The organism is Nocardioides pollutisoli (assembly GCF_040045055.1).
In the GTDB taxonomy this organism is placed as follows: Bacteria; Actinomycetota; Actinomycetes; order Propionibacteriales; family Nocardioidaceae; genus Nocardioides; species Nocardioides tweenelious.
The window spans coordinates 2,402,362-2,424,744 of record NZ_JBDZDU010000001.1; the positions used below are offsets into that span (position 1 = coordinate 2,402,362).

At 72.1% G+C, this 22,383-nt stretch carries 19 protein-coding genes; 12 read left to right on the forward strand and 7 right to left on the reverse strand.

Annotation, left to right across the window (positions count from 1 at the left end; all coding sequences use genetic code 11):
- Nucleotides 1–17 precede the first annotated feature (17 nt).
- Together ABLE68_RS11700 and ABLE68_RS11705 are read left to right on the forward strand one after the other, a co-directional pair.
- Nucleotides 18–2,759 carry an alpha/beta hydrolase gene (locus tag ABLE68_RS11700; protein ID WP_348871507.1) on the forward strand — a complete coding sequence of 914 codons (2,742 nt, stop codon included), beginning with the start codon at nucleotides 18–20 and terminating at the stop codon, nucleotides 2,757–2,759.
- 50 nt (nucleotides 2,760–2,809) lie between these two features.
- Nucleotides 2,810–3,400 (forward strand): hypothetical protein, encoded by a 591-nt coding sequence (locus tag ABLE68_RS11705; RefSeq protein WP_348871509.1) that lies wholly within the window; start codon nucleotides 2,810–2,812, stop codon nucleotides 3,398–3,400.
- A gap of 86 nt (nucleotides 3,401–3,486) precedes the next feature.
- On the opposite strand, the gene ABLE68_RS11710 is transcribed toward ABLE68_RS11705, so the two are convergent.
- From ABLE68_RS11710 to ABLE68_RS11725, 4 genes are all read right to left on the reverse strand, one after another.
- Nucleotides 3,487–5,127, reverse strand: coding sequence for a DNA repair helicase XPB (locus ABLE68_RS11710; protein WP_348871510.1), 1,641 nt, complete (start codon nucleotides 5,125–5,127; stop codon nucleotides 3,487–3,489).
- Nucleotides 5,128–5,155: 28 nt separating this feature from the next.
- On the reverse strand, nucleotides 5,156–5,560 hold the full coding sequence (locus ABLE68_RS11715; protein WP_348871512.1) for a VOC family protein: 405 nt from the start codon (nucleotides 5,558–5,560) through the stop codon (nucleotides 5,156–5,158).
- 9 nt (nucleotides 5,561–5,569) lie between these two features.
- A complete protein-coding gene (locus ABLE68_RS11720; protein WP_348871513.1) occupies nucleotides 5,570–6,097 on the reverse strand; it encodes a CGNR zinc finger domain-containing protein in 528 nt (175 codons plus the stop codon).
- 170 nt (nucleotides 6,098–6,267) lie between these two features.
- Nucleotides 6,268–8,538 carry a helicase-associated domain-containing protein gene (locus tag ABLE68_RS11725; RefSeq protein ID WP_348871514.1) on the reverse strand — a complete coding sequence of 757 codons (2,271 nt, stop codon included), beginning with the start codon at nucleotides 8,536–8,538 and terminating at the stop codon, nucleotides 6,268–6,270.
- A 39-nt stretch (nucleotides 8,539–8,577) separates the two neighbouring features.
- Between ABLE68_RS11725 and ABLE68_RS11730 the strand changes: the two genes are divergently transcribed.
- The 6 genes from ABLE68_RS11730 (at nucleotide 8,578) to ABLE68_RS11755 (ending at nucleotide 14,096) form a co-directional block, all read left to right on the forward strand.
- Nucleotides 8,578–9,336 (forward strand): PP2C family protein-serine/threonine phosphatase, encoded by a 759-nt coding sequence (locus ABLE68_RS11730; protein ID WP_348871516.1) that lies wholly within the window; start codon nucleotides 8,578–8,580, stop codon nucleotides 9,334–9,336.
- Nucleotides 9,333–10,214, forward strand: a complete 882-nt coding sequence (locus ABLE68_RS11735) for an FHA domain-containing protein (protein ID WP_348871518.1) — start codon at nucleotides 9,333–9,335, stop codon at nucleotides 10,212–10,214. Before ABLE68_RS11730 ends, ABLE68_RS11735 begins: the two co-directional genes overlap by 4 nt.
- A complete protein-coding gene (locus ABLE68_RS11740) occupies nucleotides 10,211–11,305 on the forward strand; it encodes an RDD family protein (RefSeq protein ID WP_348871519.1) in 1,095 nt (364 codons plus the stop codon). Before ABLE68_RS11735 ends, ABLE68_RS11740 begins: the two co-directional genes overlap by 4 nt.
- A gap of 9 nt (nucleotides 11,306–11,314) precedes the next feature.
- Nucleotides 11,315–11,728, forward strand: coding sequence for an SRPBCC family protein (locus ABLE68_RS11745; protein ID WP_348871521.1), 414 nt, complete (start codon nucleotides 11,315–11,317; stop codon nucleotides 11,726–11,728).
- A gap of 70 nt (nucleotides 11,729–11,798) precedes the next feature.
- On the forward strand, nucleotides 11,799–12,359 hold the full coding sequence (locus ABLE68_RS11750) for a dihydrofolate reductase family protein (RefSeq protein ID WP_348871522.1): 561 nt from the start codon (nucleotides 11,799–11,801) through the stop codon (nucleotides 12,357–12,359).
- A gap of 117 nt (nucleotides 12,360–12,476) precedes the next feature.
- Entirely contained in the window at nucleotides 12,477–14,096 is a 1,620-nt protein-coding gene (locus tag ABLE68_RS11755) for an AMP-binding protein (protein ID WP_348871524.1), read from the forward strand.
- Here ABLE68_RS11755 and ABLE68_RS11760 read toward each other — a convergent pair.
- The gene (locus ABLE68_RS11760; RefSeq protein WP_348871526.1) at nucleotides 14,086–16,251 is read right to left on the reverse strand and encodes a S8 family serine peptidase; all 2,166 of its coding nucleotides are present in this window, start codon (nucleotides 16,249–16,251) and stop codon (nucleotides 14,086–14,088) included. The genes ABLE68_RS11755 and ABLE68_RS11760 overlap by 11 nt on opposite strands.
- A 60-nt stretch (nucleotides 16,252–16,311) precedes the next feature.
- Between ABLE68_RS11760 and larE the strand changes: the two genes are divergently transcribed.
- Together larE and ABLE68_RS11770 are read left to right on the forward strand one after the other, a co-directional pair.
- Nucleotides 16,312–17,742, forward strand: a complete 1,431-nt coding sequence (gene larE, locus ABLE68_RS11765) for an ATP-dependent sacrificial sulfur transferase LarE (RefSeq protein WP_348871528.1) — start codon at nucleotides 16,312–16,314, stop codon at nucleotides 17,740–17,742.
- Nucleotides 17,743–17,784: 42 nt separating this feature from the next.
- Nucleotides 17,785–18,180, forward strand: a complete 396-nt coding sequence (locus ABLE68_RS11770; protein ID WP_348871530.1) for a cold-shock protein — start codon at nucleotides 17,785–17,787, stop codon at nucleotides 18,178–18,180.
- A gap of 7 nt (nucleotides 18,181–18,187) precedes the next feature.
- Here the strand turns inward: ABLE68_RS11770 and ABLE68_RS11775 are convergent, their stop codons facing one another.
- Nucleotides 18,188–19,585 (reverse strand): MFS transporter, encoded by a 1,398-nt coding sequence (locus tag ABLE68_RS11775; RefSeq protein WP_348871531.1) that lies wholly within the window; start codon nucleotides 19,583–19,585, stop codon nucleotides 18,188–18,190.
- Between the two features lie 51 nt (nucleotides 19,586–19,636).
- Here ABLE68_RS11775 and ABLE68_RS11780 point away from each other — a divergent pair, with 51 nt between their 5' ends.
- The gene (locus ABLE68_RS11780; protein ID WP_425475624.1) at nucleotides 19,637–20,431 is read left to right on the forward strand and encodes a DUF3027 domain-containing protein; all 795 of its coding nucleotides are present in this window, start codon (nucleotides 19,637–19,639) and stop codon (nucleotides 20,429–20,431) included.
- Nucleotides 20,432–20,567: 136 nt separating this feature from the next.
- Here the strand turns inward: ABLE68_RS11780 and ABLE68_RS11785 are convergent, their stop codons facing one another.
- Entirely contained in the window at nucleotides 20,568–20,867 is a 300-nt protein-coding gene (locus tag ABLE68_RS11785; RefSeq protein ID WP_348871533.1) for a DUF2530 domain-containing protein, read from the reverse strand.
- Nucleotides 20,868–20,902: 35 nt separating this feature from the next.
- On the opposite strand from ABLE68_RS11785, the gene ABLE68_RS11790 reads away from it, so the two are divergent.
- The gene (locus ABLE68_RS11790; protein WP_348871534.1) at nucleotides 20,903–22,348 is read left to right on the forward strand and encodes an NCS2 family permease; all 1,446 of its coding nucleotides are present in this window, start codon (nucleotides 20,903–20,905) and stop codon (nucleotides 22,346–22,348) included.
- The last annotated feature ends 35 nt before the right edge of the window (nucleotides 22,349–22,383 follow it).

Below are 22,383 nucleotides of genomic sequence, written 5' to 3' on the forward strand. Positions count from 1 at the left end.
ACGGCATGATGCGCGGCATGGGAGCACCTCGCAGGACCGGCTGGTTCGCCGCCGCCGCACTCGTCTCGCTGGCAGCGTCGACGCTGATGCCCACCACCGTCGCGGCCGCGCCGGCCCACCCCGGAGCGGCAGCGTCCGTGATCGCGGTCAAGGGCGACCGCGGTGCCTGGCAGGTGCAGTCGCTCGGCTCAGGAAGGTACGCCGTCTCCTGGACGTCCCCGACGCGGTTCCCCCTGACCTCCGACCGGCCGACGATCGTCGGCCCGGCGGGCCTCGCGCTCGGTGCGCCGACCATCGGCGCCGACGGCCGCACGGTCAGCGCGGTGGTCACGTCGACGACCCGGCCCGACCCGGCCGAGCTCGACGTGCTCCTCTCCGGCGACCGGCTCGACACCAGCGGCGACGACCGGCTCCGCGCCGGGACCGCGCAGCAGAGCGCGCCGCTCGACCTGCCCGGGACCGTGACCCTCGCCGAGGACCCCGCGACGCCCGGTCCCTACGACGTCGTGACCAGTGACTACGAGCTCGCCCCGCTGCCGGTGGACGGCATGCCCGAACCGATCGAGATGCGCGGCCACGTGGTCGAGCCGACCGCGGACTCGGCGACCGGGCCGCGCCCCCTCGTGCTCTTCCTCCACGGTCGGCACGGCGTCTGCTACAAGCCCGGTCACCCGAACGCCTACACCGACACCTGGCCCTGCCCCGCGCCGTTCAAGGAGATCCCCAGCGACCTCGGCTACGACTACATCCAGCAGGTGCTGGCGTCGCAGGGCTACGCGACGGTGTCGGTCCGGGTCAACGGCATCAACGCGCAGGACTACCAGCTCGCCGACGGTGGTGCCGACGCCCGCGCGCAGGTCGTCGAGGCCCACCTCGACCACTGGGTCGGCCTCGCGGCCGCCCACCAGGTCGACCTGGGTCGCGTCGTCCTCGTCGGGCACTCGCGCGGCGGCGAGGGCGTCAACCGCGCCTCGATCCAGATCCCGCTGAGCGCGCCGTACCGCATCGTCGGCCAGGTCCTCATCGCGCCGACCGACTTCGCGAGCCAGACCGCGCCGTACGTCCCGACCGTGACGCTGCTGCCCTTCTGCGACGGCGACGTGAGTGACCTCCAGGGCCAGAAGTTCACCGACACCGCTCGCGACCTCGCGAGCGACGACACGTCGCTGAAGAGCAGCGTGCTGGTCATGGGGGCCGACCACAACTTCTTCAACACCGAGTGGACGCCCGGCATCGCGGCGGCGCCTGCGTCCGACGACTGGTACGGCGACGAGAACTCCACCTGCGGCACCAAGGACCCGGAGCGGTTGTCGCCGCAGGAGCAGCAGAACGTCGGTACGGCGTACGTCTCCGGTGCGGTGCACCTCTTCGCCGACGACGACCAGGCGATGCTGCCGCTCTTCGACGGCTCGCGTGCGCGCGTCGCCTCGCAGGGCTCGGCGCAGACGCTGAGCCACGCGATCGGCGGCGGTCGCGACCTCCGGCTGCCCGGCCTGACCACCGGCCTCTCGCTCGCGAGCGGGGCTCAGACGCGCTTCTGCCAGGGCGACGCGGACCCGCAGAAGATCGCGTCGTGCACGTACGGCGTGAACTACGCGTCGGTGCACCCGCACTGGCCCGAGTCCTACGAGAAGCTGCCCACCCGGCCGTTCTTCCAGATGACGTGGACGGCGACCGGTCAGACGGGTGGCCTGGTCCTCGACGACCCGCTCGACCTCACCGGCCGGAGCCTGGAGCTGCGCACGATCGTCGACCCGCGGTCGACCGACGTCGACCTGCGGGTCCGGGTCACCGACAGCCAGGGCGGCTCGGCGCTGCTCACCCCGGTCGGCGGCGGCACCCTGCCGTCGCTCGGCGACACGTCCGACACCGAGAAGCTGTGGGCGCAGACCCTGGTCGTCGACCCCTCCACCGCGAGCGGGGTCGACCTCACCGACATCGACCAGGTCGACCTGGTCTCGGCCAGCGACAGCGGCCGGATCTGGATCGCGGACCTGGGCTCCGCGCCGGCGACCCTGCCCGCCGTGCCCGGTGAGCGGTTGCCGACCATCGACTTCTCCGACGTCCGCATCGACGAGGGCGACGGCCCCGGCCAGACCACCGCGCGGGTCCCCTTCGAGGTCGTCGGCGACGTCGCGCGTCCGGCTCGCTTCGTGGTGCAGACGACCGGCCAGGCGCCCGGCGACGTCCAGCGGTTCACCGTCGACCTCGCCCCGGGCCAGACGAGCGGGAGCATCCCGATCGGCTACACGGCCGACAAGCGCGACGACTACCAGGAGCTGGTCACGCAGATCGTCGCGTGGCCCCTGCGTGGCGTGATGACCGACGACTACCTCGGCAGCCTCACCATCACCGACGACGACCCGCGCCCGGCCATCACGATCCGCCCGCTCCACCGCAAGGTCGCCGAGGGCGAGCCCGCGACGTGGCGGGTCCGGATCGCGCACAGCGTCGACTACGACCTGTTCGTCAACGGCAAGGTCGTCAAGGGCAGGACGCCGACGGTCAAGGTCGACGACATCGGCGAGAAGTGGATCAGTCTCCACACCGGCCCGGTCGACGAGCACAAGCCGTTGTGGTCCTTCGGGCCGATGGTCTACGAGCAGCTGCGCGAGGGTGCGCGCACCGTCGACATCTCGATCCCCACCCGTCGCGACCACCGCGACGAGCGTGCCGAGTCGTTGACCCTGCGCTTCGGCTTCAACGGCTACCACTCGACCAGCACGGTGAAGGTGGTCGACCCGCGACCGAAGGGCTGAGCGCACAAACGCCTTGCGCACCAGGTTTGGCGGGTGCGTGACTACCGGTCGTGACCCCGACCGCCGACGACTTCCACGCCCTGGCGCGCAGCTCGCCGTGGCGCTGGACGACGCTGCACCTGCGTGCCCGGTCGTCCCGGTGGCACGTCGAGGCGTGGCTGGCCCGGCCCGACGGCGTACGCATCGTCGACCCGGCCGGCGCGCCGGTGACGCTCAACCTCGAGGCGCAGCGCCCGGGCGGCTCGCCGACGCGCCCGTGGGTGCCGGCCTCCGGCGGCGACGGCCTCTACTGGGAGAACTACAGCTGGCTGGCGATGCTCGACCCGGTCGAGCTCAGCCACGACGTCGCGCTCGCCCGCCTGCGCGAGGACGAGGTCGCCGGCCGGCCGGTGTGGCGGGCCGACGTCACGGCCCTGCCCGGCTACGACCCGCGGTGCAGCTGCTGTGCCCTGATCTGGTGCGAGATAGCTGACGTCTACGAGTGGGGTGACACGCCGGGGTGGACGCCGCTCACAGATGCCTACCCGGATCACTACGACGTGGCCCTCGACGTACAGACCGGGATCGTGGTCCGCTGCCTGCCGGTCGGCGGCTCGTCGGACGCGTTCTGGCTCGAGAACGACATCCTCGAGGCGTGCTGACTTCTCGGGCTTTTCCATCGCTTCTCGGGTGTTGCAAACCCCGATAAGCGAGGGAATCCCCGGTGAACCGGGGATTCCGACATCCCCTAGGCCCCCACGTCCTCCGCGTCCACGATCCGGTAGGCGTAGCCCTGCTCGGCCAGGAACCGCTGCCGGTTCTGGGCGAACTCGGCGTCGACGGTGTCGCGGGAGACGATCGTGTAGAAGTGCGCGGTCTTGCCCTCGGACTTCGGCCGCAGCAACCGACCGAGGCGCTGGGCCTCCTCCTGGCGCGAGCCGAACGACCCGGAGACCTGGATCGCGACCTCTGCCGAGGGCAGGTCGATGGAGAAGTTGGCGACCTTGGAGACCACCAGCAGCCCGATCTCGCCCGACCGGAACGCGTCGAAGAGGCGTTGGCGCTCGCGCACCGGCGTCTCGCCCTTGATCACCGGGGCGTCGAGCGCTTCCGCAAGCTCGTCGAGCTGCTCGAGGTACTGCCCGATCACCAGCGTCGGCTGACCCGGGTGCGAGGCCACCAGCGACTTCACCACGTCGATCTTGTGGTGGGTGCACGACGCCAGCCGGTAGCGCTCCTCGGGCTCGGCGGTCGCGTAGGTGATCCGCTCCGACGACGGCAACGTCACCCGCACCTCGACACAGTCGGCCGGCGCGATCCAGCCCTGGGACTCGATGTCCTTCCAGGGGGCGTCGTAGCGCTTGGGCCCGATCAGCGAGAAGACGTCACCCTCGCGGCCGTCCTCGCGCACCAGCGTCGCGGTCAGGCCGAGCCGCCGCCGTGCCTGCAGGTTGGCGGTCATCCGGAAGATGGGCGCCGGCAGCAGGTGCACCTCGTCGTAGACGATCAGGCCCCAGTCCCGGGCGTCGAGCAGCTCGAGGTGCGAGTAGACGCCCTTCCGCTTGGTCGTCAGCACCTGGTACGTCGCGATGGTGACCGGCCGGATCTCCTTGACGGCGCCGGAGTACTCGCCGATCTCCTCCTCGGTCAGGGACGTACGCCGGACCAGCTCGTCCTTCCACTGCCGGGCGGAGACGGTGTTGGTAACCAGGATCAGCGTCGTCGCCTTGGCCTCGGCCATCGCGGCCGCACCGACCAGGGTCTTGCCGGCGCCGCAGGGGAGCACGATGACACCGGAACCCCCGTGCCAGAAGGAGTCCGTGGCCTCGCGCTGGTAGTCGCGCAGGTGCCACTCGGTCTCGTCGAGGAAGATCGGGTGGGCTTCGCCGTCGACGTACCCCGCGAAGTCCTCGGCCGGCCAGCCCAGCTTGAGCAGCGCCTGCTTGAGGTTGCCGCGCTCGGAGGCGTGCACCACCACGGTGTCGTCGTCGACGCGCTCGCCGAGCATCCCCGCGATCTTCTTGGCGCGGAGCACCTCCTCGAGCACCGGGCGGTCGTTGGAGACCAGCACCAGTCCGTGGATCGGGTTCTTCTCCAACCGCAGTCGGCCGTAGCGCGCCATCGTCTCGGCGACGTCAACGAGCAGCGCGTGGGGCACGGCGTAGCGGCTGAACTCCAGCAGCGTGTCGACCACCTGCTCGGCGTCGTGGCCGGCGGCCCGGGCGTTCCAGAGGCCCAGCGGCGTCAGCCGGTAGGTGTGGACGTGCTCGGGTGAGCGCTCGAGCTCCGCGAACGGCGCGATCGCCTTGCGGCAGTCGGTGGCGCGCTCGTGGTCGACCTCGAGCAGCAGCGTCTTGTCCGACTGGACGATCAGGGGGCCGTCATTCACCGGGCAAGCCTACGGACGGCGCGAAGGATCACGTGTAGAGGCAGAACGGGTGACCGTCGGGATCGAGCAGCACGCGCACGGAGTCCTGCGGCTGGTGGGGGTGTACGACGGCCCCGAGGTCGACAGCGTCCTCGACCGCCTCGTCGAGGTCGACGACCTCGAAGTCGAGGTGCATCATCATCTGCTGCTCGCGGCCCTCGGCCGGCCAGACCGGCGGCTGGTAGCTCGGCGAGAACTGGAAACCCAGGTAGGCGACGCCCTCGTCGGGACCGACCGTCACCCAGTGGTCCGTGTCGGTCGCGACCTTCCAGTCGAGAAGGTCGGCGTAGAAGTGCCCCAGCCGCGACGGGTCGGGGGTCTCCAGCACGACGCCCCACCAGTCCGACCGCTCCATCCGGTCGGTGGGCTTGTCGTACTCCGGCCGTCCACGCATAGCGGAACCCTAAGCCCCCGCGACGGCCTTGCGGCGAGCCCGGTAGGCAGCGACGTTGGCCCGCGAGGAGCAGCGCTCGGAGCAGTAGCGGCGGGAGTGGTTGGGGGAGGTGTCGACGAAGGCGTTGGTGCACGGGGCCGAGGAGCAGACCCCGAGCCGGTTGGGCCCCAGGTCGCACACCAGGGTCGCGAGTCCCAGCAGGGACTCGCCCGTGAGCAGCTCGGCCACGCTCGCCGAGTCCGTCGCGATGTGGAGGTGCAGGTGCGCCGCGTCGTGGTCGGAGATCCGCGGCGTGATCGGGTGACGGGCCATCAGCCCGTTGAGGCCGGCGACCACCGCAGACGTGTCCTCGGCCTCGCCGGCCTCGAAGACCGGGCGCAGCTCGCGCTGGAACTTCCGCAGCAGCATGCAGTCGCGGTCGGTCGCCTGCGCCTGCAGCCACGGCCGGTCCTCGAGGTGCGCCACCAGCCCGTCGACCTCGGAGAGGTCGGCGTTCAGGAGAGCCGCCGAGCTCTCGGCGTACCGCAGGAAGTCCACGTTTCAATCCTACGGAGGCCACCGAGCAACACGCTCTGCTGCGCGCCGCGCTGCACGCACGCTGGCGGCGTCCTCGTCGCTCGACGTGGCTCCGCCACGCCTTCGGCTCCTCGTCCTTGCCATCGCACGCACATCGCGACGCTCGCGACGAGCAGTTGCTCGGCGACCTCCTACGGAGCGGCGGTGACCGGCCGGACGGTCGTGATCCGGTGCACGGCGAAGCTGCGCAGGTCGTCGCTGCGGTGGTCGTGCGCGGTGAGCGACCCGGCGTCGAGCGTCAACGGGTCGACCAGCCGCTCGGTGCTGGTGCCGTGGTTGTCCACGTAGCCGATCAGCACGGTCGCGCGGGCGTCGATCGCCTCGCGCAGCGCTGCCATCGAACCGCTGGGGCTGAGCGACTCCGCGGGGGCGAGCGGCCGGCTGCTCGCGGCGCGGTCGCCGGCGCGGATCGCGGTCACGACGTGCGCGACCTGGGCGCTCGCCCGGGCGGAGCGGACCGCGTTGCCGCGGTGCTCGCGCGGCGTGCGCGCCCGGAGCACGTCGGGCCGCGCGACGTGCACCGTGCCGTCGGCGGCCTCGACCACGGGGGCGACGCCGAGGTCGCGCAAACGGGGGAGCAGCACGTCGAGGGGCGTCGAGCTGATCAGCACGGTCGGCGCCAGCCGCCGCAGGCCGAGCGTGCCGGCCTTCGGGTGGTGGAGCAGCTCGGTCAGGGCGGCCTCGTCGTCGGCGCGCAGGAACGCCTCGGCGTGTCCGACCCGGACGGTGCCGAAGGTCCGCGCGGTGTCGTCGACGAGGTAGGTCAGCGGCTGCGGGACCGGCGTCCGTGACACCGACGCGATGAAGTCCTGCACCTCCACGGCCGACCAGCCGGTGTCGAGAGCGCGGCGTACGGACCCGGGCGTGAACCGGTAGACGGTGGCCCCGCCGCGCGACTCCACGTCGGCGACCAGCTGCAGCTGGCGTGCGAGCTGGGACTCGAGCGGCCCGGGCGCGACGGCGGTGAGGTCGGCCTGCAGCAGCACGTGGTCGACCGGAGCCGGAAGCAGGTCGTCCAGCAGCGCGGTCGCGGCCGCCTCGTCGTCGCCGAGCAGGTCGCGGGCGTACGACGCGGCTCCGCCGAGCGCCGCCAGGCCGAGCGCCGTCGCCTCATCGATGGCCCACCCGACCTGGTCGGCCCGGGTGCGCGGGCGTCGCGGGCGCAGCCACTCGATCCGCTGGACCAGCGACGGGAGGCCGGTCCCGGTGGCGAGCACCTCGCCGGACGGGATCGCCAGCAGCTCGGCGAGGGTCATCCGCCGGGTCTCGACCTGGTGCGCGCCGGACAGCTCGGGGGCGAGGGCGTTCCACACCTTGCCGGCCGGGTCGCGCGATCCCACCAGGCCGGGCAGGCGGGGGCTCTCCAGCCAGGCCCGGACCAGCGCGACCCAGCGCTGCGACGTCGACCTGGTCGTCCACTGGTCGTAGGCATCGGTCGGGATCCAGAGCGGGCTGCCGTCGGGACCGGACGCGGTGGCGAGCAGGCCGGCGGCGGAGGCGGTCTCGATGAGCAGGGCGGTGGTCGGCTCGTCGACCTGCAGCTCGGTCGCGGTCGCTCGCAGGTCGCGGATGCCGAGACCGCCGGTGCGCAGGGCCGACGGCGGCTTGAGACCCCAGTGGTCGAGCAGCAGCTCGATCCGGCGTACGGCCTCGAAGGCGGCGCCCGCGGCAGCACGGTCGACGATCTCCTGCTTGCGTCCGGAGGTCGCGAGGGTCGGGGCGAGGTCCGCCGGCTCGGCGGTGGTCCGACCGCCCCGCAGGGCCATGCCCACCTCGCCGGGCAGCACGACGACGCCGCCGCTGCGAGGGACCAGCAGCTTGTGGGCGAGCAGCTCCTCGGCGGGGGTCTCAGCGTCTTCCGGCAGCACGGTGTGCCGGGCGGTGCCGGTCGTGGCGGTTCCACCGGAGGCCAGCACGTGCTCGAGCAGGGCCCGCGCGGGCTCGGACAGCTGGTCGAGGCGACGGCGTACCTCGGCCGGTGCCGGTGGCTCGGGCGACACCGGAAGCAGGCCGCTGACCCCGGGCGTGCCGGGGGTCAGGGCCTCGACCACCGTGCTCAGTGCCCGTACGCCCTGAGGGCTCTCCCAGGCGAGGGCGAGGTCGAGCAGCCGGCCGAGGGCGACGTCCACCGCCTCCGGCTCACCCGCGACGATGCTCGCGAGGTCGGTGGGGCTGGTTTGACCGACGACGACGAGGGCATCAAGGACGCAGAGCTCGAACCGGTTCAGCTGGTCGAGCGCGCGCACAACAGAGGACCGGGTGGCGGCACGAGACGCCAGCTGGCCAGAGTCATGAGGGGCCGGAGTGGCGAGATCGGGGCGTTCGTGGAGCAGGCGCGACAAACGGTCGTCCGGCCAGCTGCGCAGCTGGTCGGCGAGCGTACGGAACCCGGTCGCGGCCATCCCTCCTACGCTACCGGGCCACAGGAAGAGAGCAGTCGGGTGAACGCCGTCGAGCTGCACCACGGCGCCCACACCGACGTCGGCCTGGTGCGCGAGGTCAACGAGGACGCGTTCCTCGCCGCCCCGCCGGTCTTCGTCGTCGCCGACGGCATGGGTGGTCACGAGGGCGGGGATGTCGCGAGCGCGATCGTCATCGAGGAGTTCGGGCGGCTCGCCGAGGCCGGCTACGACCCGCGCGCCGGTGCCGACGTCGTGGCGACCGTGCTGCACACCTGCCAGGAACGCATCGCCGACTACGCCGTCACCCAACGGGCTCACGGCATCGACCCCCGGCGCCACGCCGGCACCACGGCCGTGGTCGCGCTGCTGGTCGAGGGCGACGACGGCCCGCAGTGGCTGCTCGCCAACGTCGGCGACTCCCGGATCTACCGGTTGACCGACGGGATCCTCGAGCAGGTCAGCGTCGACCACAGCCTCGTGCAGGAGCTCGTCGACGCGGGCAGCATCAGCGCCGACGACGCAGCCGTGCACCCGGAGCGCAACGTGATCACCCGCGCGCTCGGCAACGCCCACGCCGTCGAGGCCGACTACTTCCTGCTGCCGCTGCCGTCGGTCCAGCGGCTCCTGCTCTGCACCGACGGGATCAGCGGTCTCATCGACGACGACGCGATCGCCCAGGTCCTGACCGGCGTCCCGGACGCCCAGGAGGCTGCCGACCAGCTGGTGGCCGCAGCCCTGGCCGCGGGCGGCACCGACAACGCGACCGCGGTCGTCATCGACGTCAGGGGCGAGCGGTGACCGACGAGCCCGACCGCACGTGGTCCTACCGGCGAGGCGACTGGTTCGGGATCTTCGGGGCCCGCGCCGTGGTGGTGCTGCCGCCGTCCGAGAAGGCACGGGTGGCCCGGCTCTGGGAGCTCCTCGACGACGGCGCCGGCTTCGACGAGACACTCGACGCGCTGGTCTCCGCGGGACTGCGTGAGCTGCCCGGCTTCGTGCTGGTCAGCGAGCTCGACGACGCCACCAAGATCGTGATCCGCGGTGCCGCCCATGCCCACGTCGAGTCCGCCGGAGAGGTCGTCCACGTGCAGGGTGACCGCTCCACGACCTGGGTCGAACGCAGCCTGCCGTCCGTCACCCGGATCCGGGTGGAGGTCGGCGACGGCGTCGGCGACGACGAGCGTGAGATCGGCTGCGGACTGGTCCGGCTCGCGACCGCCGAGCTCGTGTCCCCGGCGCCGCCGGACGAGGTCGAGCACCACCAGTTCGTGCGCCACCACCCGGGGATCCCGGGACAGCCGCGGGCCCCGCAGGTCACCGCGCGGCCGGTCGCGCGGCTCGTCCTCTCCACCGGCGAGACGGTCGACGTCGACCGCGCCGTGCTCGTGGGTCGCGCCCCCGAGCCTCGACGGGACACGACGACCGAGCAGCCCCGGCTCGTGACCGTCGCCAGCCCCCAGCAGGAGATCTCGTCGACCCACCTCGAGGTCCGCCCCGGTTCGGGCGCCGACCACGGGTCGGCGATCGTCACCGACCTCGGCTCCACCAACGGCACCCAGGTGACCCAGCCCGGGCTCCCGGTCGACCAGCTCACCGCCGGAGTGGCCGTGCAGCTGATCCCGGGTGCGCTGATCGACCTCGGTGACGGCGTGACGATCGAGGTGGTCGACGTATGAGCACCGTCGATCCCGAGGTGACCCGGCCGGTCGCCGAGCTCGATCGACGGTTCTACGCGTTCGCGATCGACCGGGCGATCGCGTGGTCGCTGATCGGGGCGGCGGCGTACGCGTCGTACGTGCTCTTCCTCGAGCCGGGCCAGGTCCCCGGCGGGATCGCCCTGATCGTCGGAGCGGTGCTGGTCGTCGGTGCGGCCTTCGCCGTGCCGATCGGTCTCCGTGGCACGACTCCCGGCAACGCCGCGGTCGGCATCCGCGTCGTCGACGACGAGACCGGCTCGGTGATCGGGATCGGCCCGGCCCTGCTGCGCCAGCTGATCCTCGGCGTCGCCGGGCTCCCGACCTTCGGGCTGGGGGTGGCGACCCTGGCCTGGACCGCCGTGATGGACCCGACCGGTCGCCGCCGCGGCTGGCACGACCACGTGGCCGGCTCCGCCGTCGTCGACATCCGGCCGGTGCCGGTCGAGGAGCCCGAGACCGACCACGGGCCCCGCCACGTCGTGAACCTGACCGCCCTGCGCCTGGTCCCCGCCCCGCGTCGGGCGCCCGTGCCGGCCCCGACGCGGTCGCCCCGCCCGCCCGTCGGTCCGCCGCCGTCGAGCCCGCCTCCGCCTCCGCCAGTGCTGACCCCGGCAGCCGCCCCAGCCCCGGAGCCAGCCCCGGAGCCTGGCCTGGAGCCCGCCCCGGCGCCGGAGCGGCCGCCGGCCACGCCGCCGCGCCAGCAGCTGGGCTACCCGCTCGTCCCGGAGCCGGTGGTCGACCGTTGGCGGATCCGCTTCGACACGGGCGAGTCCTTCGTGGTCGAGGGCCTGGCGCTGGTGGGTCGCCGCCCGGAGGCTCGCCCGGGCGAGGAGGTGCGCCACCTGGTGCCGCTGCGCTCCGAGGACATGTCGCTGTCGAAGACCCACGCCCAGGTCGGGGTCTCCGCCCAGGGTGTCCTCGAGGTGGTCGACCGGGGCTCGACCAACGGCTCCATCCTGGTCCGCCACGGTGTCCCACGAGGTCTCGAGGCCGGTCAGCCCGCCACGCTCGTCGACGGCGACCTGGTCCGGTTCGGCGATCGCGAGATGACGGTCGCCCGCGACCAATAGATTGCCCCCATGACCTTCGAGTACGAGCGCACCGTCACCACCACCGCCTCCCAGGCCGATGTCTGGGCCGTCTGGAGCGACATCGGCACCTGGCACCAGTGGGACCCGTCCATCGAGTCCGTCGCCCTCGAGGGCCACTTCGCCGAGGGCGCCGCCGGCACCATGGGCCTCGTCGGCGGCATCGAGACGCCGTTCGTGCTCGAGATAGTGGAGCCGGGCACGCGCTTCCTCGACAAGCTCACCATCGGTGACCTCGTGATCCGCATCGACCACGTCGTCACTGCGACCGAGGGTGGCGCCGAGGTCCGGGTCAGCACGGTCGTCGAGGGCCCCGGCGCCGACGACATCGGCCCGATGGTCACCGGCGACACCCCGAAGGCGCTCGCCGCCCTCGTCGCGATGGCGGAGAACCAGTCAGCCTGAGGCTGACCTGTCGTATCCGGCCGACCGTGTTCGTGGTGTCGGTGACAGCACCCCACGAGAGGACCCCGCCATGCGCGACCTGATCACCACCCACTTCATCTCGCTCGACGGCGTCGCCGAGGCGCCGGGCGGCGAACCCGGCTACCTCCACTCCGGCTGGACCATGCAGTTCGAGCCGGACCCGGCGCAGTACGCCCGCAAGGGCGGCGAGCAGGAGGAGGCCACGGCGTTCGTCATGGGCGGTCGCTCGTACGACGCCTTCGCCGAGGTCTGGCCGACGATGGACTACTTCGCCGGCTGGAACGCCATGCCCAAGTACGTCGTCTCCAGCACGGTCACCGACCCGCAGTGGAACAACACCTCGGTGCTGTCTTCCCTCGACGACGTCGCCCGGCTCAAGGAGACCGGCGAGGGCCCGATCTTCGTGCAGGGCAGCATGCTGCTGACCCAGAACCTCCTGAAGGCAGGCCTGGTCGACGAGATGCGGCTGATGGTCTTCCCGGTGGTCCTCGGCACGGGTCGCGGCATCTTCCCGAGCGACGCCGCCGACAAGGTGACGTTCACGCTCACGGAGTCCACGACGTACGCGAACGGCGTGCAGTACCAGGTGCTCCGCACGGTCGGTGGTTGAGGAAGGACGAAGTCCTGTCTCGAAACCCCCGCAACCGACGCCGCTAGGTCGGCTGCGGGGTTTCGAGACGGTCGCTGCGCGACCTCCTCAACCGTCGGACGGGCGTAGGTTCGGACCATGGAGTCCTACGCCCAGGGAGAGACCAGCCCGCCGCTCCTCGAGGAGACCATCGGCGCCAACTTCGAGCGGACCGTCGCGGCGCATGCCGACCGCGAGGCGCTCGTCGAGTTCGCGAGCGGTCGCCGGTGGACCTGGGCCGAGCTCGACCGCGACGTCGACGCGGTCGCGCGCGGGCTGATCGCCGCCGGCCTCGAGAAGGGGGACCGGATCGGCGTCTGGGCGCCGAACTGCGCCGAGTGGACGCTCACGCAGTACGCCGCGGCCAAGGCCGGCCTGGTGCTGGTCAACGTCAACCCCGCCTACCGCACCCACGAGTTCGCCTACGCGGTCAACCAGTCCGGCATGAAGCTGCTCGTCGCGGCGACCCGCTTCAAGACCAGTGAGTACCGCCAGATGGTCGAGGAGACCGCGGGCGAGTGCCCCACGCTGACGCAGGCGGTCTACCTCGACACCGACGACTGGGCCGAGCTCGTCGCGAGCGGTGAGCAGCTGCCCGACGGTGTCCTCGCCGAGCGGATGGCGACCCTGGAGCCGAGCGACCCGATCAACATCCAGTACACGTCCGGCACCACGGGCCGCCCCAAGGGCGCGACCCTCAGCCATCTCAACATCCTCAACAACGGCTACTTCACGACCGAGCTGATCCACCTCACCGAGCAGGACCGGCTCTGCATCCCGGTGCCCTTCTACCACTGCTTCGGGATGGTGATGGGCAACCTCGGCTGCACCTCCCACGGCACCACGATGGTGATCCCGGCGCCCGGCTTCGACCCCGAGGTCACGCTGCGCGCGATCGTCGAGGAGCGCTGCACCGGCGTGTACGGCGTCCCGACGATGTTCATCGCGATGCAGAACCACCCGACCTTCGCCGACCACGACCTCAGCTCGCTGCGCACCGGGATCATGGCCGGCTCGATCTGCCCGGTCGAGGTGATGAAGCGCTGCGTCAACGACATGCACATGGCCGAGGTGTCCATCGCCTACGGCATGACCGAGACCTCGCCGGTCTCCTGCCAGACCCGCTCCGACGACGACCTCGACCGACGGACCGCCACCATCGGCCGGGTCCACCCGCACGTTGAGGTCAAGATCGTCGACCCGACCACCGGCGAGACCGTCGAGCGCGGCGAGCCCGGCGAGCTCTGCACCCGCGGCTACTCCGTGATGCTCGGCTACTGGGCCGACCCCGAGAAGACCGCCGAGGCGATCGACGAGCACGGGTGGATGCACACCGGTGACCTCGCCGAGATGCGTGAGGACGGCTACTGCAACATCGTCGGCCGGATCAAGGACATGGTCATCCGCGGCGGCGAGAACGTCTATCCACGCGAGATCGAGGAGTTCCTCTACCAGCACCCCGACATCGAGGACGTCCAGGTGGTCGGCGTCCCCGACGAGAGGTACGGCGAGGAGCTCTGCGCCTGGATCCGGATGAAGGCCGGCGCGGCGCCGCTCGACGCCGACGCGGTCCGCGCGTACGCCACCGGCAAGCTCTCGCACTACAAGATCCCGCGCTACGTCATGGTCGTCGAGGAGTTCCCGATGACCGTGACCGGCAAGATCCGCAAGGTCGAGATGCGCGAGGAGTCCGCGAAGACGCTCGGCCTCAGCGGCTGATCACGACCGGGATCCGGGTCATGGTGCCGGTGGCGCCGCGCCAGGTGACCCAGCCGTCGTCGAGCGGCTGCACCGACGTCCGTCCGACGGTGACCGTGTACGTCGCGCTCTCGCCCGGGCCGAGCCGGACCGCGGCCGGGGTGACACGGACCTGGTGCCGGCTGAAGCCCCGGGCGGACGAGGAGAAGTAGAGCCGACGGTCGGTGACGTTGGTGATCGTCCGCGTGGTGCTGTCGTCGTCGCCCGAGAGCAGGATCGACGGGGTGTTCAGGTCGCCCTGCAGGTCGCCCTCGAGCCAGGCTCGGTAGTCGCCGGCAGCCACGTCGTACACGAGACCCGGGCGGAGCGCGGCGTCCGTGTCGACCCGGCCGGCGCCGCTGCGGAGGACGGCGGTGCTGCCGAGCCGCCGCGCGGTCGTGGCCAGGGCGGAGCGCACCGCGTCCGCCGACCAGTCGGGGTGCCGCGAGACCAGCACGGCAGCGGCGCCACTGACGGCGGCCGTTGCCGCAGAGGTCCCGGAGGCGAGGTCCCAGTCCACGTCGGACCCGGTGGGGGGTACGGCGCCGAGCACCCCGCTGCCGGTGGCGACCACGTCCGGCTTCACGACGGCGCCCGCGAGGTCGCCGGGGCTCGACCAGGGCTCGACCCGCGGGGGAGCGGGCACCTGGCCGACCGGGTCCAGGCTCATCCGGGCGGTCGGGTGGTGCCTGACCCACCGCCGGAGCGAGTCGCCGTCGGCTCGGTCGACGTGCACGGTGGGGACGCTGTGGAAGTCGGCGGCGAGGTTGCCGGGCGCGACGTTCGCGAGCACCATCCCGACGCCGTCGGCGCGCGCCACGGCGGCCGACTTGTCGATGCGCCCGATCACGCCGCGGTCGCAGAGCACGATCCGACCGGCGACCCGGGCGGCGTCCAGGCTCCCGGGCGTGCAGACCCGGGCGTCGGCCCGGGTCGCTCCCTGGGCGGCGACGTCCGCCGCGAGCACCACGCGGGCCGGACCGACCGGCCGCGTGGCCGACATCGCGCCGGTGTAGCGACGTCCGTCCGCGCCCACCACGTCGCCCTCGCGTGCGGGGCCGGCGGCGGCGCCGACGGTGGTCACCCACGGGCTGGCGTGCGCAGCGTCCGCGGCGCGGTCGTTGCCGGCTGCGCCGACCGTCACGACACCTGCCTCGTCCGCGCCGAGCAGGGCCCGCTCGACGGTGTCGAAGCCGGCCGGGCCGCCGACGGACAGGTTGAGCACGTCGACGCCGTCCGCGGTCGCCGTGTCGATGGCGGTCACCAGGTCGGCGGTCGCGCAGCCGTCGTCGTCGGGGTCGGGCGCCGTCCAGCACGCCTTGTAGACCGCGAGCCGGGCCTGGGGTGCGACCCCGGCGTACCTCCCGAGGCGCTCGCCGTGCACCCGCACGGTGACGCCCGGGTTGCCCGCCGCGATCGAGGCGACCTGCGTGCCGTGGCCGTCGTCGTCGAGCGGAGAGAGCGATGCGGTCGACCGGAGCCGGTCGGCGCCGAAGCCGTCGACGAACCACCGGGCGCCGACCAGCTTGCGGTTGCAGGTCGTGGCGGGCCAGCCCTCGCCGGTGTCACAGCTGCCGGAGAAGTGGTCGGGTGCGCGGCCCAGGCCCGAGACGGCCGAGAGCACCGGCCGGTCGGGGGAGACCCCGGAGTCGACCACGCCGATCACGACACCGGCGCCGCCGCGGGTCTGCAACCGACCGGAGCTCACCGTGGCCGCCGACGGGTGACCGGCGAGCGGCCGGACGGCGTTCTTCTCCACCAGCGAGACGCGCGGGTCCGTGCCGATCCGGGTGGCCTGGTCGGCCGTGAGCCGGACCGCGAAGCCGTTCAGCGCGGTCGTCCAGCGGTAGACCGGCGCCGGCGCGTCGACGGCGGTGAGCACGGACTCCTGCTCGGCGCGCAGCTGCGTCGCGACCAACAGCTCGGGCAGGGGTACGGCGGCACCCGCGGTGCCCGGCCCCACGAGGGTGACCAGGTAGAGATCGTCGACCGGGGGCGCGGCCGTCGCCGGTCCTGCGGCCAGGACGGCGGCGGCGAGGACGGCGGCAAGCGCGCCGGCCACGGCGCGCTGACGCATCCCGGTCTCGCCCACGAATCCCCCAGATCTCTGACGGCGCACGAGGAACAGCCGTCGCACGAGTCACTCAGTGTGACAGGGGATGCGGCATCTTTCGACCGGATCCCTAGTCTTGGGGACATGTCCCAGTCGTCGTCGTCCGCGCCGCTCGTGGTCGGGTTCGACCTCGACATGACGCTCATCGACACCGCACCGGGCTTCCGGGACGTGCTCACCGCGCTCGGCGCGGAGCTCGGTGTCGACTTCCCGATCGAGGAGATGACCGCCAAGCTCGGCCCGCCCCTCGACCTGCTGCTCGAGCCCTACCTCGAGCCCGCGGCCATCCCACCCGCCGGCGACCGGTTCCGCGCGCTCTACCCCGACCACGCGATCGCCGGCACGCCCGCCTTCGCAGGCGCGCACGAGGCCATCGCCGCCGTACGACGCCACGCGGGCCGCGTCCTCGTGGTCACCGGCAAGTTCCCGGCGAACGCCCAGCTCCACCTCGACCACCTCGCCTTCGACGTCGACCACCTCGAGGGCTGGGTGTGGGGGGTCGGCAAGGCGGACGTGCTGCGCCGCGAGGGCGCCTCGATCTACGTCGGCGACCACGTGCACGACGTCGAGGGTGCGCTGGCCGCCGGTGCCGTCAGCGTCTCGGTCCTGACCGGGGGCTGCACCCGCGAGGAGCTCGAGGCCGCCGGCACCCACGTCGTCCTCGACGACCTGTCCGCCTTCCCCGCCTGGCTCGACGAGCACCTCCTCGACCTGCGGCTCGCGGCCCTCGAGGCCGACCTGCGTGAGCGCGGCTCGGTCCTCGTCGCCTACAGCGGGGGTGCCGACAGCGCCTTCCTGCTGGCCGCCGCGGTGCGTGCGCTCGGAGCGGAGAACGTCGCCGCCGCGACCGGCTACTCCCACTCGCTCCCGGAGTCCGAGCGCGACCCCGCCCGTGAGTTCGCGGAGTCGCTCGGCGTCGAGGTGCTGACGCCCGAGACCAACGAGATGGCGCGGGAGGGCTACCGGGCCAACGGTGCCGACCGGTGCTACTTCTGCAAGGCCGAGCTGATCGACGTGCTCGGTCCGATCGCCACCGAGCGCGGGCTCGCCGACGTCGCGACCGGCACCAACGCCGACGACGCGGTCGCCGGCTTCCGACCCGGCATCCGTGCCGCCGACGAGCGGGGTGCGGTCGCACCGCTGCGCGACGCCGGCCTCACCAAGCAGCAGATCCGGGCCGCCTCCCTGCGCTGGGGCCTGCCGACCTGGGACAAGCCGGCGGCCGCCTGCCTCTCCTCCCGGGTGGCCTACGGCATCGAGGTCACGCCGTACCGCCTCGGCCGCGTCGAGCGTGCCGAGGTCGCTGTTCGCGAGGCCCTCACCCACCTCGGCGTCGTGAACCTGCGCGTCCGCGACCTGGGTGACCGCGCCTCGATCGAGATCGACGGGGGGCTGCTCCCCCTGGCGTCCGACGTCGAGGACGGCCTGCTGGACGCCGTACGACGGGCCGGCTTCGACGCCGCCGTCGTGGACCCCCGAGGATTCCGGTCGGGATCCATGAACGAACGGCTATAGGCTGCGCCGCAGCATCCGCACCAGCAAGAAGAGGTCAGTCCCGTGCCCAGTGGCAAGGTGAAGTGGTACGACGCCGAGAAGGGCTTCGGTTTCCTGTCCCAGGAGGACGGCCCGGACGTCTACGTGCGTGCGGAGGCGCTCCCCGAGGGCACCGCCAGCCTCAAGGCCGGCACCAAGGTCGAGTTCGGCATCGCCCAGGGTCGGCGCGGTGACCAGGCACTCCAGGTGCGGATCATCGACGCCCCGGCCTCGGTCTCGCGCAACCAGCGCGACGCGCGCCGCAAGAAGCCCGACGAGATGGCTCCGATCGTCGAGGACCTGATCCGGCTGCTCGACGGCCTCGGTGAGGGCTACCGGCACGGCCGGCAGCCCGACCGGGCCATGACGAAGCCGGTCGCCAAGCTGCTCCGAGCGCTCGCCGACGAGCTCGAGCTCTAGCAGCCGGTCAGTTCCCCGTCCGCACCTCGCGCGACTCGCGTCGCGGGTGGCGGAGGAAGACGAAGAGCCCCCACGCGACCAGGACGGCGGTCGCGACGCCCATGCCGAGGCGCGGCGGGTCGAGCGGCATCGCGATGCCGATGAAGCCGCCGATGACCCAGGCCAGCTGGAGCGTGGTGTCGCTGCGCGCGAAGGCGCTCGCCTGCACCCGGTGCGGCACGTCGCGCTGGATCGTCGCGTCGAGGGAGAACTTGGCGAGGGCCTGACCGAGCCCGGCCACCAGGCCGAGCAGTGCGAGCGCCAGCACGCCGTAGAAGAGGAACCCGAAGACGACGACCCCGATGTCGACGAGGAGCACGGCCGAGACGGTGACCGAGGGGTTGATCTTCTTGAGGACCGAGGCGGCGATCACGCCGAGGAAGTTGCCCGCGGCCGCGCCGCCGACCACCAGCGCGGTGAGGACCTCGGTGCTCCACCCGTCGATCGGGTTCTCACGCAGCTGGAAGGCCATGAACATGATCAGGAAGCCCGACATCCACCGCGGTCCGCAGTTGGCGCGCAGGGCGTAGGCTACCCCGGGCGGGATCCGGACGCTGCCGCTGCGGCCCTTGCCGTCCCCGCGGAGCAGCAGGTCACCCTCGCCCTCGCTGGAGTCGACCCGCGACGGCAGCCGGATCGCACCGATGGTGGCCGCGACGAACAGCAGGAAGGCGTAGCGCAGCACCCACTCGGGTCCGGCCAGCGTCGCCAGGCCGGCGATCGGCCCCGAGACGGCGACGCCGACGATCCCTGACATCGAGACCCGGCCGTTGGCCTTGACCAGGGTGAAGTCCTGCGGCAGGAGGCGGGGTACGGCGGCCGCGCGCGTCACGCCGTACGCCTTGGACGCGACGAGGACGCCGAGCGCGGCCGGGAAGACCCACACCGAGTCGCTCACCACCGCGCCGGCGAGCACCCAGCACAGGAACGCCCGCACCGCCATGGTGGCGCCGATCGCCCACCGGCGACCGTGGGCGAACCGGTCGAGCGTCGGACCGATCAGCGGCGCCACGATCGCGAAGGGCAGCATCGTCAGGGCGAGGAAGAGGGCCACCTGCCCACGCGCCTCGCCCGACGGGACCGTGAAGAAGAGGGTGCCCGCGAGCGAGATCGCCACCGCGGCGTCCCCGGCGGTGTTGAAGAAGTGCATCTGGATCAGGCGCGACAGCCCGGACTCGCCGGCGCCCTGGGCCTCGGCCGCTCGGCGCGCCTGTCGCATCGTGAACTGACCGGCCCGGCCGGTCGCCCGCGCGGCGCCGCCGAGGCCGCGGCCGATCTTCGCGCCGCGACCGGAGCCCGACGGCTCGGGATGCGGGTCGCGCCAGCGCTGCTCGCCGGTCGACGAGTCCGGGGGCGGCGCGGTCATGGCCCCATCCTGCCCCGTCGACCCCCACCCGACCTGACATCGGCTTGCCGGATGAGTCATGATTCCGTGGTGATCACCTCGTTGCGCCCCAAGCCCGACTCCGCCACCGTGGCGGCGGTCGACCTGGCCCGCGCCGCGCTCGTCGAGGAAGTCGGCGCTGCCGACGTCGGCGACCACCTCGGCCACGTCGTCGAGGGGGAGCGCGTGGTCACCCACCAGTTCGCCTGCGAGCGTCCCGGCTACGTCGGCTGGGTCTGGTCCGTGACCGTCGCCCGCGCGAGTCGCAGCAAGGACGTCACGGTCGACGAGATCGTGCTCGTGCCCGGCGACGACGCGATCGTGGCGCCGCCCTGGATCCCCTACCGCGAGCGGCTCGCTCCGGGTGACATGTCGCCCGGCGACCTGCTGCCCGTCGACGACGACGACCCGCGGCTGGTCCCGACGTACTCCTTCGGCGACGACCCGCTCGACGCCGACGACAAGGCGCAGATCCGCGCCGTCGCCAAGGACCTCGGCCTGGGGCGCGTCCGCACCCTGTCGGTCGAGGGCCGCGATGCCGCGGCCCAGCGGTGGTACGACGGCGACGGCGGACCCGATGCGCCACTGGCCCGCTCGGCACCCGACCACTGCTCGACCTGCGGCTTCCTGCTGCGCATCGCTGGCCCGCTCTCCGAGACCTTCGGCGTGTGCGCCAACGGCGACGCCAACGACGACGGCCGCATCGTGACCTTCGACCACGGCTGCGGTGCCCACTCCGAGGTGCGACTGGCCAAGAAGCACGAGCCGCAGCCGGTGCCCGAGCACGTCTTCGACACCCTCACGATCGACGAGATCGAGATCCTGTGAGGTGCCGGTGTCGCCCGAGCTTGCTCGGGAGACACCGAATCTGCAGCCAGGTCGAGTAGCCGCACGACCGACGCAGGAGGTCGTGACCGGTGTATCGAGACCTCGGTGGTGGTCTCGATACGCTCGCTGGCGCTCGCTACTCGACCGACGAAGTCTCGAGGTCGCGCTCGACGCGGGCGCGACGCCGACGTCGGCAGTACTCCAGGCCGAGCAGGCCGAGCCCGAAGCCGGCCAGGCAGGTCCACAACCACCACAGGTTGCCCGACTCCTCGAGCCGTCCGTAGAACGGCAGCAGGCCGAGGAACCCGATCAGCCAGAGACCGGTCCCGATCTCGACCGTGCGGACTCCGTCGACGTCCAGCGGCGCTACGTCGGCGACGATGAACGTACGGTGGCCGATCTCGTGCTGCGTCGGCTGGTCGTCGCTGAATCCCACGACCCCCACGCTAGTCGACCGCTTGTGTCTCTGGGATGCTGCGGGCCGTGAACAACCAGACCACGGCCGCCTCGAGCGGCATCGATCGCTACTTCAAGATCTCCCAACGAGGCTCGACCGTCGGCCAGGAGGTGCGCGGCGGGGTCGTCACGTTCTTCACGATGGCCTACATCATCGTGCTGAACCCGCTCATCCTCGGCTTCGCGACCGACTCCGACGGCAAGGTCCTCGGGGGCGGCACCGCTCCCAACCTGGCGATGATCGCCGCCGGGACCTCCCTGGTCGCCGGCCTGATGACGATCCTCATGGGTGTCGTCGCCAACTACCCGCTCGCGCTGGCGACCGGTCTGGGGTTGAACGCGTTCGTGGCGTTCTCGATCGCCAGTCAGATGACCTGGGCCGACGCGATGGGTCTGGTGGTCCTCGAGGGCCTGGTGATCCTCGTGCTCGTGCTGACCGGGTTCCGGGAGGCGGTCTTCCACGCCGTACCCGCCCAGCTGAAGATCGCGATCTCGGTCGGCATCGGCCTCTTCATCGCGCTGATCGGCTTCGTCGACGCGGGCTTCGTGCACCGCATCCCCGACGCCGCCAACACGACCGTCCCGGTCCAGCTCGGAGCGACCGGGCAGCTCTCCGGGTGGCCGGTCGTGGTCTTCGTCGTCGGCCTGCTGCTCGTCATCGCCCTCTGGGTGCGCCACGTCAAGGGCGCGATCCTGATCTCGATCGTCGCGACCACGATCCTGGCGATGATCGTCGAGGCGATCGGCAGCCAGACCTGGAGCCTCACCACGCCGGCGTGGCCGGACAAGGTCTTCGACACGCCCGACTTCGGCACCATCGGCCACTTCAGCCTGCTGGGCTCGTTCCAGAACGTCGGCGTCGTCACCACGGTCCTGCTGATCTTCACGCTGCTGCTGGCCGACTTCTTCGACACGATGGGCACGATGACCGCGATCGGCGCCGAGGCCGGGTTGCTCCAGGAGGACGGCACCCCGCCGAACACCCGCAGCATCCTGGTCGTCGACTCCATCGCCGCGGCTGCCGGTGGCGCCGCAGGCGTCTCGTCGAACACGTCCTACATCGAGTCGGCCTCCGGCGTCGGCGAGGGGGCCCGCACGGGTCTCGCCTCGGTCGTCACCGGCGCGCTGTTCCTGCTGTCGATCTTCGTCGCGCCGCTGGTCGCGATCATCCCGTCGGAGGCGGCCGTCCCGGCGCTCGTCCTCGTCGGCTTCCTGATGATGCAGCAGGTCAAGGGCATCTCCTGGGACGACCTGGAGATCGCGATCCCGGCGTTCCTCACGATCGTGCTGATGCCCTTCACGTACTCGATCTCGGTCGGCATCGGGGCGGGCTTCATCGCCTACGTGCTGATCAAGGTCGTGCTCGGCAAGGCGTCGGCCGTCCACCCGCTCCTGTGGGTGGTTGCCGGCCTCTTCGTCGTCTACTTCGCCATCCACCCGATCACCGACTGGCTCAGCTGACGTCGACCCGCCCGTAACTGTGCGTTGACCCGCCC